The organism is Paenarthrobacter sp. NPDC089675, assembly GCF_044749185.1.
Lineage (GTDB): Bacteria > Actinomycetota > Actinomycetes > Actinomycetales > Micrococcaceae > Arthrobacter.
This window is the reverse complement of sequence record NZ_JBIVHM010000006.1, coordinates 246,035-260,179: the sequence shown is the minus strand read 5'-3', so window position 1 is coordinate 260,179 and position 14,145 is coordinate 246,035. Positions and strand designations below refer to the sequence as shown.

Genomic DNA, 14,145 nt, shown 5'->3' with positions numbered 1-14,145 from the left:
GCGAAGACCGTTGGCCCATGGAGAATCTGGGTCAATCCTCGAGTATCCGCGGCCTTGATCAAGCCGGTCGTGGGGGGACCGGCGAATGCCATGGTCAGCGTGGTGCCGTTACCGCCGAGTTTGCGGTGGCGCTGCCCGCGGTGGTCCTGACTCTGGCGTTCTTGTTGGCTGGAGGAGCGGCAGGCATCACTCAATTGCGACTGGAGGAAGCAGCCAGGGCCGGGGCGCGGGCGTTGGCGCGTGGCGAGGACAGCAGTTCGGTGCAGGGCATTGTCCAGCGGATCGCAGGGCCGGGAGCGCAAGCCGGAGTTGCGTCCGGGGACGGCTGGCTGACAGTGACCGCTGCATCGCGGGCAGGCGGTGCCCTGGGGGCCATGATTCCGTGGACCCTCAATGCATCGGCATCGGCCAGGGAAGAAGCCGCCGATGAGGGTGCCTCGGGCTGATGTGGTCCCACCATGCAAGGCGAGAACGGCAGGGAACGCGGGAACGAGGCTCAGGAACAATTCTGGCTCTGGCGCTGGTGATGGTGGTGGGGGCGCTCTTGGTTGCACTGATGCTGTTGGCGCAGGCCGGAATCATGGCTTCCCGTGCGGCTGCGGCCTCGGATCTCGCTGCGCTCGCCGGGGCAGATGCAGCGCGTGGGCTGACGTCAGGGGATCCCTGTGGGGTGGCTGCAGAAGTTGCGGCACACCATGACGCTCGTTTGGTCTCGTGCGAGGTAAAAGGGGGTGAGGTGGTGGAAGTTTCCACAGAGCTTTCCGGGCAATTCCTGTATGGGACGGCGACGGGCAGGTCCCGGGCCGGGCCTCCACCCGAGAGCAATCGAGGGGCCGGAGTCGGAGGGCCGGAGCCTGCAAAAGCGCCGGACTAAACCGCGTTCTTGAGCAGCACATCGAGGAGCGTGATGGCGGCTGCCTTGTCCAGGGGGTTGTTCTTGTTGCCGCACTTGGGCGATTGGACACAGGACGGGCAGCCGGCATCACACTCGCACGCATCGATGGCATCGCGGGTCGCCCCAAGCCAGACCTTGGCTTTTTCGAATCCGCGCTCCGCAAAACCGGCGCCACCGGGGTGCCCGTCGTAAACAAAGATTGTCGGAACACCTGTGTCGGCGTGAAGTGCTGTAGAAACACCTCCAATGTCCCAACGGTCACTGGACGCGACCAAGGGAAGAAGCCCGATCGCCGCGTGTTCGGCAGCGTGCAGGGCACCCGGGAACTGGGCTTCCACCAACCCCGCATCGTTAAGTGAGCGATTGCCCACCACAAACCACACGGCCTTCGTGAACAGGTCCCTGGCGCCGAGGTCCAAGGGCTCCTCGCCGAGGATCTCATTGGAAATCAGGGCCTTGCGTTGGAAGGAGACAACTTGGGTGGTGACCTTGACGTCGCCGAAATGCACGGTGACATCGCCCCATTGGACGGACCGGTTGGATTCGAGGACTTCGATCTGGGTCACGTCCCGTGCGGTGGTGTAGAAGTCGGGATTCACGCGCCGCACCATCACGCAGTGATCGCCCTCGTTCAGTTCCTCTACGAGGTAGCTTTCACCTTGGTGGACGTAGATTGCCCCGGTGTGGGCTTGGTAATGGGTTTGCGGCGAGTCCATGGTCCCGAGCAGGGAGCCGGTTCCGGCATCAACAATACTGACTGGTCCACCGCCGTCTGCCCTGAGGTTCACCATGGCTGCAGCGCTCTCGGAGTGGGTCCAGAACCATCCCGCCGGTCGCTTGCGCAGATAGCCTTGAGCCACGAGGCGGTCCAGGAGGCCCTCGGCGGTGCTGCCGAACAGTTCAAGCTCGGCCGGGCCGATGGGCAGTTCCGCGGCCGCGGCGCACAAGTGCGGACCCAGGACGTAGGGGTTGCCGGGGTCGAACACGGTGGCTTCCACCGAGACGTCAAAGATGGCCTGGGGATGGTTTACAAGGTAGGTGTCCAGCGGATCGTCACTTGCAACAAAGGCCGCGATGGCATCCTGGCCGGCGCGCCCGGCTCGACCGATTTGCTGGAAAAGGGACGCCCTGGTTCCAGGCCAACCTGCTACGAGCACGGCGTCCAGCCCCGAAATGTCGATTCCCAACTCCAGGGCGGAGGTGCTGGAAACGCCCAACAACTGACCGGACCTCAGGGCCTGCTCAAGCGCCCGCCGTTCTTCCGGCAGATAGCCGGACCGGTAGGCGGCCACCCGGCCGGGCAGGCTGGGATCCACTTCGTCAAGGAGCCGTTTAGTGATCGAAGCTATCGACTCGGCACCGCGCCGGGACTTGATGAAGGCTATTGTCCGCACCCGCGAAGAGACAAGGTTGGCGAGGATATCGGCAGTCTCGGCCACGGCCGTTCGGCGTTGCTTGGCTCCGTTCTCTCCCTTGGTATCGGTGAGGGCCGGTTCCCAGAAGGCCACCGTCGTGGAGCCATGGGGGGAACAGTCCTCGGAGATTTCACGTGCAGGGGCACCGATGAGGCGTCCGAACGAGACGCCGGGATCGGAGGCGGTGGCCGATGCGGCGATAAACACGGGCTCGGGGAAGGACGTGCCGGCCCCGTAATAGGCGCAGATCCGGCGGAGCCTGCGCATGAGGTTGGCAACATGGGAGCCGAATACTCCGCGGTAGCTGTGCGCCTCGTCGACAATGACGTAGCGCAGCCTGCGGAAAAACTTAGCCCACCAAGCGTGGTTCGGCAGTATCCCAAAGTGCAGCATGTCCGGATTGGCGAGGATGAAGTTGGCGTGATCGCGGATCCAGCGCCGGGACGCCATGTCCGTATCGCCGTCGTACGTTTCCGCGCGGACGGTGGGCAGCTTCAGTGCACGGATGGCCGCAAGCTGGTCGGCCGCCAGCGCTTTGGTGGGGGACAGGTACAAGGTGACTGCGCCGTCGTCGTGGATCTTTCCGGGCTCGGACAGTACCCGGAGTTCCGATCGGTGGATCGCATCAAGCGACGGCAATTGGTAGGCAAGCGACTTGCCGGAAGCCGTTCCCGTGGCAATGACCACGTGCTGTCCGGAATGCGCCAGGCCGGCGGCCTGGACTTGGTGCCGGTATGGTTCCTGGATTCCAAGGTCCTGGTACGCCGCCACGATGTCGGGGTGGACCCATTCGGGCCATGGCTCGTTGACGGCCTTGCGGGCGGGGATGGTGTGGACGTGGCGAAGCTGCTCCGGGTCCGGCGTCCGGCCCAGGAGGGAAATCAGGGAATTTGCTGCAGCCACCAAATCATTCTGTCACTCCGGTGCAAACCGGAAACGGCAGCCCTCCAAACCGCAGGGCGCCCGTCAAGCGCCCGCACCAGTTGGTCACTCTGCAGAAAGGTCGGCTCCTCCGGAGCTGGAAACGGACATCATCAGCACATGGCAGACCACATCCCAGCCCAGGTGGGAGTACAGCTTCTGGCCGTCCAGCGAGGCGAGCAGCAGTCCGTTTTCGACGTCGTGGGCGAAAGCCTGTGCGGCAAGGGCTTTCATGATGAAACTTCCCAAGCCACGCCGCTGGAATTCAGGTTCGGTGACAATCTTGTCGAAAACGGCGGTTCCATTGATGACGAATACCCGGCCGCTGGCCGCCACTTTCTCACCGGAATGGACCACGGCGTAGTGGACTCCCTTGGATTCTGAAACGGCCAGTTCCAGGTCGTCGTCCGGAAGCCATGGATCTTCGGCATCCTGCGTTTCCATGTCCACGATCATCATGGTCTGGGAAGCGGAGTTGACGTTCAGGCCGTGCTGTTCAGCCAAGTACTTGTAGCGCTGTACGTCGTTGGTCAGAATCGTGAGGATGCGGGTGTCCGCTTCGGCGGTCTTTTGGGCAAGCGCGGCAAACTCATCGTCGGAGGGATCATGGGCGAAGTACTCCCAATCACCCGTCTTGTCGGCACGCAGTGCGGCCGGGAAACGTCCCTCTTGACTTTTTTCGTAGCCACGGCAACCGGCCCAGCCGGCAACCCAGACCTCCAAGAGGTGCGCGATGTCTTCAACCAAGGCGTCAGGACTCATGTAGAGAGAGTATGCCAGCGCCCGGGGAAGCAACAGAGCCGGGTGAGCCCGGTGATCGGTGCTTATGGAATTGTGACTTCGCCGCGGGATTCTAGTACACCTAGTAACCTTTAACGGTGGCTTTGAACCGAATTGTGCTCTTTTACGGCTTTACTCCGATCGCGGACCCGGACGCTGTGCGCCTGTGGCAGCGTGCCTTGTGCGAAAAGCTGGGGCTCACGGGCCGCATCCTCATCTCCAAGGACGGCATCAACGCCACCGTCGGCGGCGAGCTGAACAACATGAAGCAGTACGTCAAAACTACTCGTGAGTACAAGGGTTTCCACAACATCGACTTCAAATGGTCCGAAGGTGGGGCCGAGGACTTCCCGCGGTTAAGCGTCAAGGTACGCGATGAAATTGTGTCCTTCGGGGCGCCGGGTGAGTTGAAGGTCGACCAAAACGGAGTTGTGGGCGGCGGCAAGCACCTCCAGCCCGAGGAGTTGCACCATTTGCTGGATGCCAAGAAGGCGGAGGGTGAGGATGTTGTCTTCTTCGATGGCCGGAACGCTTTCGAGGCGCAGATCGGCAAATTCAAGGACGCCATAGTCCCGGACGTCGCCACCACGCACGACTTCATCAAGGAGCTTGATTCGGGTAAGTACGACGCCCTGAAGGACAAGCCCGTGGTCACCTATTGCACCGGCGGCATTCGGTGTGAGGTGTTGTCGAGCCTGATGGTGAACCGGGGGTTCAAGGAGGTCTACCAGCTGGACGGCGGGATCGTCCGCTATGGAGAGACCTATAAGGACCAGGGCCTTTGGGAAGGTTCCCTTTACGTTTTCGATAAGCGCATGCACGTGGAGTTCAGCGAGGAAGCCAAGACCATTGGTGAATGCGTACGCTGTTCGGCGCCCACCAACAAGTTTGAAAACTGCTCCAACCCGAGCTGCCGGACGTTGACGCTCTACTGCGCCGATTGCGCCTCTGACCCTGCCACGCTGCGTTGCCCGGACGGGTGCCAGGCGGCTTGAGCGCCTGCCAACGGCTTATAGCCTGCTGACCCGGTAGGCGAAGTTCGCCTCCGATCTTGTCCCGACAGTGATGTTCAATATCGCGTCAGCATCGAGTTGGACCACGCTGACGCGGGCGTTGGTGCATCCCAGGGTCAGGTCCACCAGGTCCGTTTCACCCATCCGGACGGAAAAAGATACCCGTCGCGTCCCCCGGCAGGCTAACGTGACGGCGTAGGTTCCCCCGGGAAGTTGGACCGTTTGCTCCGTCTTGGACTCGCCCGCGCTGAGATATCCGCTGCTCGAGTAGAACGATCGCCCTTGCGATTCCGGCAATGCGGTTTTCGCCCACTCGTCAAGCGCCTGGCCGGTGACTGTTTGTTCAAGGGAGGGGTCCGGCGGAAGCACCACGTTGCCGGCCACCGTCGCTGCAGGGCTTTCGTCAGCCCGGACGCGGTCGTCGTAGGTGTACTCACACCCTGTCAGGGTGGCGCCCACCCCAAGCAAAATTACGACGGCGGCACTCGCCAGCCGACGCGACGTTGCCAAGCCAGCCAGCTTGCCGCCCATGTTCCGACTTTACGCTTGGGGGGCGGGTCGCCATAGGGTGCTAACTGCCCGCTGGAACCATTTGGTAGGCGTAGATCAGCGGCGCATCGACGCTGCTGGTGGAGATGGAGACCGAAGAAGCGCTGGAGATCTTGATCTTGGCAACTTCCCGACTGCCGTTGCAGGCGGCTCCGGCGTCGGCGATCTGCTTTCCGCCCGATGTCACGGCGAAGAAAGCCTTCCCGCCGCCGTCGCAGGCCATGGTCAGCGTGTAGTTGCCGGCGGGGATGCTGGGGGCGTCCTTCACCAAGGGGTTCCGGTCCAGGATTTTTCCTGAGTCTTCAAGTACCACTCCGGAAGCTGCAGGCAGGACCTTTTGTTTCCACGCGGGCACATCCGCGTGTGCGATGTCCACCTGTCCCTGGCAAGCTGTGGCGGCAACGAGGATCCCCGCGGCCATGGCAACGAGGCCGGCAGTGCGCCGTGGCCAGGAAAACTTGAGCATGGTTCAACGCTACCGGTTTTCGCGGGAGGGCTTTTCCACATAGCTACGTCGGCGGGCAACGCGCAGCGTCGGCGCCAATAGACTTGCAACGTGAACCAAACCCCCTCCGCCTTTACCTCCGGTACCACTCCAGACGCTCCACGCAGCGATGAACCACAGCTCCTGGCGGCGCTGGCAACAGACCTTCGTGCCGTTGGCTACACGGTCGACGGCGTAGCGGACTTCCTGGGGCCGTCGGCCTATGCCGCACTTGGCCGGGACCAATTGATTCCAGCGCTGTTGGTCACGGAAAGGTCCGCTGGGGATGCGAAGCTCGGCGGTCTGGCCGCCGTCGTCGGGCTGTGGCTCCTGGCGGAGCCGCAATCTGTCCAGGGGATTGATGCTGCGCTGCCCGGGGTCGGGTCGAGTGGACTTGCCCGGCTGGGCCTGGTCACTGTGGATGGTGGTGTGGTGGCTGCTACGGCAGACCTACGCCCCTATGGGTGGGACGCCAACTCCGATGGGACCGGCGGCGCTGAACTTTGGGTAGCCAGCGACCTCGCGGCGCACCAGCAGGCGGGGGTGCTCAGGCACGATCATGTCCTGGGAATCGGGCAAGCGTCCACCACTCTGGTGCAGACCACCATCAGGCAACACACAGGCCGGGCCCTGGACCTGGGGACAGGGTGTGGCATCCAGACCTTCCACCTGCTCCACCACTGCGAGCACGTGACCGCAACCGATATTTCGCAAAGGGCGCTTGCCTATACGCGGTTCAATCTTCTCTTGAATGCTTCCGAGCTCGGGTTGGATCCGGACAACCTTGAATCCCGGGTTAGTCTTCGTCTCGGCTCACTCCTTGAACCGGTGGAAGGGGAATCGTTCGGGCTGGTCGTTTCCAACCCGCCCTTCGTCATCACCCCCCGGACATCCGGCGAGTCCTCACAGGACCAGTTCACCTACCGCGACGGCGGACTCCCCGGAGACCAGATTGTTTCGTCCTTGGTGAAGTCGCTCGCCGGAGTCCTGGAGCCGGGCGGTATGGCCCAGATGCTGGGAAATTGGGAGATCCCCACTGGAGCGCAGTGGAGCGACCGCCCGGCGGCGTGGCTTGAAGACTCGGGACTGGACGTTTGGTTCATTCAGCGCGAGCAGGTAGGACCCGAACAATACGCCGAGACGTGGCTGCAGGATGCGTCCGAGAACAGGGACCGCAAGCACTATCAGGAGTCGTACTCCGCCTACCTCGCTGACTTCGGCAGCAGGGACGTGGAGGGGATCGGATTCGGCATGATCTGGTTGCGCCGGCCCTTGGCTGCCGAGCACCCAGGCAACCGTTCCGGCAACGCCCGCACTGGCCTCATCAGGCGTTTCGAGGAAATCACTTACCCCATTGAGCAACCCATCGGCCCCCACCTGGGGGCGGCTGTTGAGCGTGCCGACTGGGCAGCGGCAAACGATTTGTGGAACGCGCACCTGGTGGTGGCGGAGGATGTCACGGAGGAACGCCACCAGAGGCCCGGTGCCCAACACCCCGGCGTAATCCTGCTGCGGCAAGGGGCAGGACTTCGCCGGACCAATCTTTTGAGTACGGAACTGGCCGGGTTCGTCTCAACGTGCGACGGCGAACTGTCCGTGAGCCAGATTGTCACGGCGCTGGAAGTCCTCCTTGGCGGCGGAGAAGGCTTCGATGCCGCTGCCTTCCGGGAGAAATTGTTCCGTGAGGTTGGAAACCTCGTGGTTGACGGATTTCTTCTGCCGGACGATGCGCAGGCTCCCGCGTGAGTACCAACCACACGCCGGGAGGCGGCGCCACAGGCAGCGAAGGAAGTGACGCTGATTACACTGATGAAGTGACTGCACAGAACGGGATATCCGAATCATCAGGAGAGGCACCACGCCGTAAGCGCGCCGAGAAGACGGTTGAGATCACCGATCCCAAGGCCATCCGGGCCTTGGCCCACGCAGCACGCCTTGAGGTTATTTCCGAACTCTATGCCACGCAGGTCAGCCACACGGCCACGGAACTGGCAGCCAGGACCGGCCTCACCCCCAGTGCCATGAGCTACCACCTCCGGGCCCTTCAGAAGTGGGGCATCGTAGCGCCCGCAGAGAACGCGGGAGATGCGAGGGAACGGCGCTGGAAGGCCGCAGGAACGGACTTCACTATTTCCGGAGGCAGCGTCGCCAGCCCGGAGATCGCGGTGGTGGACCTGGAACTGGACGCGTTCCGGCGCCGGGCCTCGGCCTTTGCCAAGGCCCGGGGCGAACGGCGGCAGCGGGGCGAATCCGCGGAAGAGGCCGCAAGCGTAGTCTTGGCCAGCAATCTGTTGTACTTGACCAACCAGCAGCGCAAGGAACTTTCCGATAGGATCCGTGAGGTCCTCAGGGAGTACGAACTTGAGGATCCAACCCTGATTCCGGAGGGTGCCCAGCGCATGGCCACCCTGTGGTCGATGATCCCGGACGACCGTTCGGCGCCCGGCCAGTAGCCGATTGGAAGGGTTCTGGTTTTCCCGGCCAGAACGCAGGATTCTGCAAACTGTGGTGAACTAGGCCAATATGGGCACCAGCCCAAATACACATTTTTTATGTAGGAGCACCGTGCCCAGCAAGGCAAAAACCGGCAAGAAACTCGTGATCGTGGAGTCTCCGGCCAAGAGCAAGACCATCGCCAAATACCTTGGCGAGGGCTTCATCGTCGAGGCATCCATCGGCCACATCCGTGACCTTCCCCAGCCCTCGGACCTGCCTGCAGAACTGAAAAAGACGTCGCTGGGCAAGTTCGCCGTCGACGTCGAAAACGACTTCAAGCCCTACTACGTCGTCTCGCCTGACAAGAAAAAGAAGGTGGCCGAGCTCAAGGCCCAGCTCAAAGACGCCGACGCGCTCTATCTCGCAACCGATGGGGACCGCGAAGGCGAAGCCATCGCGTGGCACCTCCTGGAGGTCCTTAAGCCCAAGGTCCCCGTCTACCGGATGACCTTTGGCGAAATTACCAAGGAAGCAATCCACCGTGCCATGGACAACCTGCGCGACGTCGATACCGCCCTGGTTGATGCGCAGGAGACCCGCCGTATCCTGGACCGCCTCTACGGCTACGAAATTTCGCCGGTCCTCTGGCGCAAGGTAGCCCGCGGGCTCTCCGCTGGCCGCGTGCAGTCGGTGGTGACCCGCATGGTGGTTGACCGGGAGCGGGAACGCATGGCGTTCCGGGCAGCGTCCTACTGGGACCTGACGGGCCAGTTCGGCGCGGATTCGGGTTCGTTCAAGGCAAAGCTTGCCGCGGTGGACGGATCCAAGGTTGCCAGTGGCCGCGACTTCAATGACAACGGTGAGCTCACGTCCTCGAACGTCGTTCACCTCAACGAAGAACTCGCGACTTCCTTGGCGGCAGGGCTGGAGAACTCGGACTTCCGTGTCCGGTCCGTCGACACCAAGCCGTACACGCGCCGTCCCGCGGCACCCTTCACCACGTCCACGTTGCAGCAGGAAGCCGGCCGCAAGCTGCGCTTCTCTTCCAAGAGCACAATGCAGGTAGCCCAGCGCCTGTATGAAAACGGCTACATCACCTATATGCGTACGGACTCGTCGGCATTGAGCGATGAAGCCGTCACTGCGGCCCGCCGGCAGGCTGCGGAGCTATATGGCCCTGAATACGTGCCCCAGAGCCCGCGCATCTATGCCAACAAGGCGGCAAACGCCCAGGAAGCCCACGAGGCCATCCGTCCTGCCGGTGACTCGTTCCGGACACCTGCCCAGGTTGCGAAGCAGCTCAGCGGCGATGAATTCCGTCTGTATGAGCTGATCTGGAAGCGCACGGTCGCCTCGCAGATGGCCGACGCCAAGGGTTCCACTGCGACCATCCGCCTCGGCGCAGTTGCGAGTGATGGCAGGGACGCTGAGTTCTCGGCCTCCGGTACGGTCATCACCTTCCCGGGCTTCCTCGCTGCGTATGAGGAAGGCAAGGACGAAAGCCGCGGAGACGATGATTCCGATGAAGCACGGCGCTTGCCCAACGTGGCCAAGGATGACGCCCTGACCGCTTCGGAGATCGTCGCCGTCGGCCACGAAACCTCACCCCCGCCGCGGTACACCGAAGCCTCGCTTACCGCTGAGCTGGAAAAGAAGGGGATCGGCCGCCCGTCCACGTACGCCTCGACGATCTCCACCATCCAGGACCGTGGCTACGTCCGGAAGCAGGGCTCAGCCCTGGTTCCCAGCTGGATTGCCTTCTCGGTGATCCGCCTTCTGGAGCAGCACTTCACGGACTATGTGGATTACGAGTTCACCGCTGACATGGAAGGTGACCTGGACAAGATTGCCAACGGGCAGGCCATCGGCGCAGCGTGGCTCAAGCACTTCTACTACGGCGAAGACGCCGATCCCGGCTTGCTGAGTATCGTCAACAACCTGGGCGAGATCGACGCCCGGGAGATCAACTCCGTGCCGATCGCGGATGGAATTACGCTGCGGGTGGGCAAATTCGGACCCTACCTCGAAAGCACGATTCCCACCGTCGATGAAAAGACCGGTGAAGTGGTGGAGTCTGCCCGAGCCAATGTGCCGGAAGAACTGGCGCCGGACGAACTGACCGCGGCCAAGGCCATTGAGCTCATGGAGACCGCAGCTCCCGAGGAACGCGTTCTTGGAACCGATCCCCACACGGGCCACACGGTTGTTGCCAAGAACGGCCGGTACGGGGCGTATGTCACCGAGATCATCCCTGAAATGACCGAGGAACAGCTGGCGAACCAGCCGGTGGAGTATTACAAGAACGGCAAACCCAAGCCGCCTAAGAAGCCGGTGAAGGTCAAACCGAGGACGGGTTCGCTGTTCAAGTCCATGACAGTGGACAGTGTCACCCTGGATGAAGCACTCCAACTCATGAGCCTTCCGCGGGTCTTGGGCGAGGACGCGGAAGGCAATCCGATCACGGTCCAGAACGGTCGTTTCGGGCCGTACCTTAAGAAGAGCACGGACTCCCGCTCCATCGGCTCGGAAGAGGAAATCTTCACGATCACCTTGGAGCAGGCCCTGGAGATCTACTCGCAGCCCAAGCAGCGGGGTGCGCGCGCAGCAGTGCCGCCCCTGGCCGAGTTCGGTCCGGACCCGGTTTCGGAGAAGAACATCGTGGTCAAGGAAGGCCGTTTCGGCCCGTACATCACCGATGGCGTCACCAACATCACGGTGCCACGGTCCACGTCCCTGGAAGAACTCACCAGGGAGCGGGCCATCGAACTCCTGGCCGAGAAGCGCGCCAAGGGCCCCGTCAAACGGACCACCACCCGTAAGGCGCCGGCCCGCAAGGCAACGGCCAAGAAGTAACTCACGCCAGGCCGGGACGCGCCCGGGAATTGCGTCCCGGCCGCCGGCATGGTCGAGTAGAACCATGACTGAACAGACGGTTTCACCGGACAACCAGCCCCTGAACGACCTCGAGGCGAAGCTCGCCCTGGCCGAACAGCCGGACGCCAATCCGGTCGACGTCATCCTCGCTTTCCTGAACAACGAGGTCTACCTGGTCAGCTCCGAATCGGTTGACGGCCCGGATTCGTCGGTGGAACCGCTGGTGCTTTCCAATGTGGATGGTCAGCCGGTTCTGGCGGTTTTCAGCCACCCAAGCCGCGTGGACGAGCGGTTCCTTGAAGCTGCTCCGCACGTCCTGGGGACCATGGGTTCGGCGATCCTTGCCAACATCGGTGATGAGCTGGGCTTGGTTATCAATCCGGGCAGCGAGCACGGTTTCGAAATCGATCCCGAAGGCATCGCCAATATCCGCCGTGACTTCAAGCGGGCAGACGAAGCCGGGGAGCCGGCAGAGTAGGCGCGCAAGTCACCCGCACGTCGGCGAAACGTGGTCCCGAAGTTGCTTCCCGGGCTTCGAATCAGTGAATAATGGCAGAATGCGTCTTGGCGTTCTCGACATCGGGTCCAACACCGTCCACCTGCTCCTCGTGGATGCCCACCCTGGCGCGCGCCCGGTGGCTTTCGCCTCGCACAAACGTCCGCTCTCCCTGGTCCAGTACCTCGACGGGGACGGCAACATCAACGATGCGGGCCAACACGAGCTGATCGAATTCGTCTTGGAAGCCTGGGAGTTCGCGGCGCGCCACAAGGCCGAGGATTTGCTGGCTTTCTGTACATCGGCGATACGTGAAGCCACGAATGGCGCCGACGTCCTGGCCAGAGTCAAGCACGAGACCACCGTCACACTGCAGGAGCTGACAGGCAGCGAGGAAGCGTCCATGACCTTCTTCGCCGTCCGCCGTTGGTACGGGTGGGGCGCAGGTCCCATCCTGGACCTCGATATCGGAGGCGGTTCGTTCGAAATGGCGTACGGCACCGACGAGCTCCCCGAGTTCGCCACATCCGTTCCCCTGGGTGCCAGCAGGTTGACCCGGGACTGGCTGCACGAGGATCCCCCCACAGCCAAAAGTGTCAAGGAACTGCGGCGCTACATCCGGTCCACGCTCAAACCCGTGGTCCGCGAGTTCCACGAGCTGGGTAGGGCCAACCTCGTGGCGGGCACGTCAAAGACGTTCCGTTCGCTGGCCCGGATTGCCGGAGCTGCTCCGAGCGCGGCGGGCCCGTACGTCAAGCGCGAGCTCCACGCCGCGGATCTTGGGCTTTGGGCGCAAAGGATTTCGGCCATGACTGTGGCAGACAGGCTCTACTTGCCCGGCGTTTCCGATGCGCGGGCGCGGCAGCTTCTTGCGGGCGCACTGGTTGCCGAGGCTGCTTTGGAGCTCTTCGAGTTTCCCAAGATGGAGATTTGTCCCTGGGCCCTCCGCGAAGGCTTGATACTGCGCCGACTGGACCAGTTGGTTTTTGAAGATGCCTTGGACCCTGCGCCGCATGTGGGTAAACGGAAGAAGGACAAATCGAAGAAGAAGAAAGACGGCAAGCACCCGGACAAGCACAAAGAAGACGAGGAACCGGACAATCCCGTCAAGGAGTTCCCGGTCTCCGTAAACGACCCCGCACCAGCCCCCATCCCAGCCCCTGCGGCAGGCGGGCTGGCTTCCTGAGATGAGTACCGACGTCGAACCTGTTGCCAACAACCGCCAGATACCGGTGGCGCTTTCCAGCGCATCGGTTTATCCGCTCAGCGTGCATGACGCCTTCGCCGTGGCCCAGGACCTCGGTTACGAGGGCGTTGAGGTCATGGTCACCAACAATGCGGTGAGCCAGAACCCCGATGCCCTCGTCCAGCTGAGCCACCGTTACAACCAGCAGATCGTCTCCATCCACGCGCCTACCCTCCTGTTGACCCAGCAGGTCTGGGGATCGGCGTGGAACAAGATTGAGCGCTCGTGCCAGATGGCCAAGGAAGTCGGTTGCGACACCGTTGTGGTGCACCCGCCGTTCCGGTGGCAGTCCAACTATGCGGAGAATTTTGCCGAGGGCGTTCGTGAGATCGCGGCCATGTACCAGGTGCACATTGCCGTGGAGAACATGTATCCGTGGCGCGTTCGCGGACGCGAGGCAGTGGCTTACCTGCCGCACTGGGACCCGTTGGGACAGGATTACGACGACGTCACTTGGGACTTCTCGCACGCTGCGACTGCGGGGGCCAACAGCCTGGAAGCGATTCAGGCACTGGGCAGCAAGCTCAGGCACGTGCACCTCACGGATGGCTCGGGTTCCGGGAAGGACGAGCACCTCGTCCCGGGTATGGGAACGCAGCAGTGCGCGGATGTCCTGCAGCATCTGGCATCTTCCGAGTGGGGCGGCGTTGTGGTAGCGGAGATTTCCACGCGCAAGGCAAAAGTGGCCGGTGAACGCGAGGAGATGCTCGCCGAAACCCTGCGTTTTGCGCGGCAGCACTTGAGCATTCCCTTGGTCCGGAGCCTGGATAACTGACGGGCCGCCGTAGCGGACGCCCCCACCAGCGATCCCCAGAAGCGCCGTCGCCCATAGGCGGCGGCGCTGTCCGCTAACCCGCGCGGCACCGCCCCATTTGAGCCTTTAAATGCGAAAGCACCGGCGGCCGAATCGGGAAATGGGGGAAAACCCGCCCCGGCCACCGGTGCTGCTGGCGGACATCCCCATGCCCGCCTCATCACTCGCACCCTCAATGAGGTAACTACTAAGTTACGGACCAACATTGGGGACTGCCTGCAA

General features: G+C 62.7%; 13 protein-coding genes. 9 read left to right on the top strand and 4 right to left on the bottom strand.

Features of this window, described 5'->3' with window-relative positions; genetic code table 11:
• Nucleotides 1–17 precede the first annotated feature (17 nt).
• Complete coding sequence (locus ACIPY2_RS14930; protein WP_400267171.1) at nt 18–446, top strand: TadE family type IV pilus minor pilin; 429 nt, start codon at nt 18–20, stop codon at nt 444–446.
• Nucleotides 446–874, top strand: a complete 429-nt coding sequence (locus ACIPY2_RS14925; RefSeq protein ID WP_400267170.1) for an Rv3654c family TadE-like protein — start codon at nt 446–448, stop codon at nt 872–874. Before ACIPY2_RS14930 ends, ACIPY2_RS14925 begins: the two co-directional genes overlap by 1 nt.
• Here the strand turns inward: ACIPY2_RS14925 and ACIPY2_RS14920 are convergent.
• Together ACIPY2_RS14920 and ACIPY2_RS14915 are read right to left on the bottom strand one after the other, a co-directional pair.
• On the bottom strand, nt 871–3,213 hold the full coding sequence (locus ACIPY2_RS14920; protein WP_400267169.1) for a DEAD/DEAH box helicase: 2,343 nt from the start codon (nt 3,211–3,213) through the stop codon (nt 871–873). The two genes, ACIPY2_RS14925 and ACIPY2_RS14920, sit on opposite strands and share 4 nt — an antisense overlap.
• Before the next feature lie 84 nt (nt 3,214–3,297).
• Nucleotides 3,298–3,993, bottom strand: coding sequence for a GNAT family N-acetyltransferase (locus tag ACIPY2_RS14915; protein WP_400267168.1), 696 nt, complete (start codon nt 3,991–3,993; stop codon nt 3,298–3,300).
• 116 nt (nt 3,994–4,109) lie between these two features.
• On the opposite strand from ACIPY2_RS14915, the gene ACIPY2_RS14910 reads away from it, so the two are divergent.
• Complete coding sequence (locus ACIPY2_RS14910) at nt 4,110–5,006, top strand: rhodanese-related sulfurtransferase (RefSeq protein WP_400267167.1); 897 nt, start codon at nt 4,110–4,112, stop codon at nt 5,004–5,006.
• Nucleotides 5,007–5,021: 15 nt separating this feature from the next.
• Here ACIPY2_RS14910 and ACIPY2_RS14905 read toward each other — a convergent pair whose 3' ends face one another.
• Together ACIPY2_RS14905 and ACIPY2_RS14900 are read right to left on the bottom strand one after the other, a co-directional pair.
• Entirely contained in the window at nt 5,022–5,555 is a 534-nt protein-coding gene (locus ACIPY2_RS14905) for a hypothetical protein (protein WP_400267166.1), read from the bottom strand.
• A gap of 40 nt (nt 5,556–5,595) precedes the next feature.
• Nucleotides 5,596–6,039 carry a hypothetical protein gene (locus ACIPY2_RS14900; RefSeq protein WP_400267165.1) on the bottom strand — a complete coding sequence of 148 codons (444 nt, stop codon included), beginning with the start codon at nt 6,037–6,039 and terminating at the stop codon, nt 5,596–5,598.
• Between the two features lie 90 nt (nt 6,040–6,129).
• Here ACIPY2_RS14900 and ACIPY2_RS14895 point away from each other — a divergent pair, with 90 nt between their 5' ends.
• From ACIPY2_RS14895 to ACIPY2_RS14870, 6 genes are all read left to right on the top strand, one after another.
• Nucleotides 6,130–7,803: a methyltransferase gene (locus ACIPY2_RS14895; RefSeq protein WP_400267164.1), complete on the top strand. Its 1,674-nt coding sequence runs from the start codon at nt 6,130–6,132 to the stop codon at nt 7,801–7,803.
• A gap of 68 nt (nt 7,804–7,871) precedes the next feature.
• Complete coding sequence (locus ACIPY2_RS14890) at nt 7,872–8,510, top strand: ArsR/SmtB family transcription factor (RefSeq protein ID WP_400267163.1); 639 nt, start codon at nt 7,872–7,874, stop codon at nt 8,508–8,510.
• 112 nt (nt 8,511–8,622) lie between these two features.
• The gene (topA, locus tag ACIPY2_RS14885) at nt 8,623–11,346 is read left to right on the top strand and encodes a type I DNA topoisomerase (RefSeq protein ID WP_400267162.1); all 2,724 of its coding nucleotides are present in this window, start codon (nt 8,623–8,625) and stop codon (nt 11,344–11,346) included.
• A gap of 64 nt (nt 11,347–11,410) precedes the next feature.
• Nucleotides 11,411–11,845, top strand: a complete 435-nt coding sequence (locus ACIPY2_RS14880; RefSeq protein WP_400267161.1) for an SseB family protein — start codon at nt 11,411–11,413, stop codon at nt 11,843–11,845.
• 79 nt (nt 11,846–11,924) lie between these two features.
• On the top strand, nt 11,925–13,049 hold the full coding sequence (locus tag ACIPY2_RS14875; protein ID WP_400267160.1) for a Ppx/GppA phosphatase family protein: 1,125 nt from the start codon (nt 11,925–11,927) through the stop codon (nt 13,047–13,049).
• 1 nt (nt 13,050) lies between these two features.
• On the top strand, nt 13,051–13,884 hold the full coding sequence (locus ACIPY2_RS14870) for a sugar phosphate isomerase/epimerase family protein (RefSeq protein ID WP_400267159.1): 834 nt from the start codon (nt 13,051–13,053) through the stop codon (nt 13,882–13,884).
• Nucleotides 13,885–14,145 lie beyond the last annotated feature (261 nt).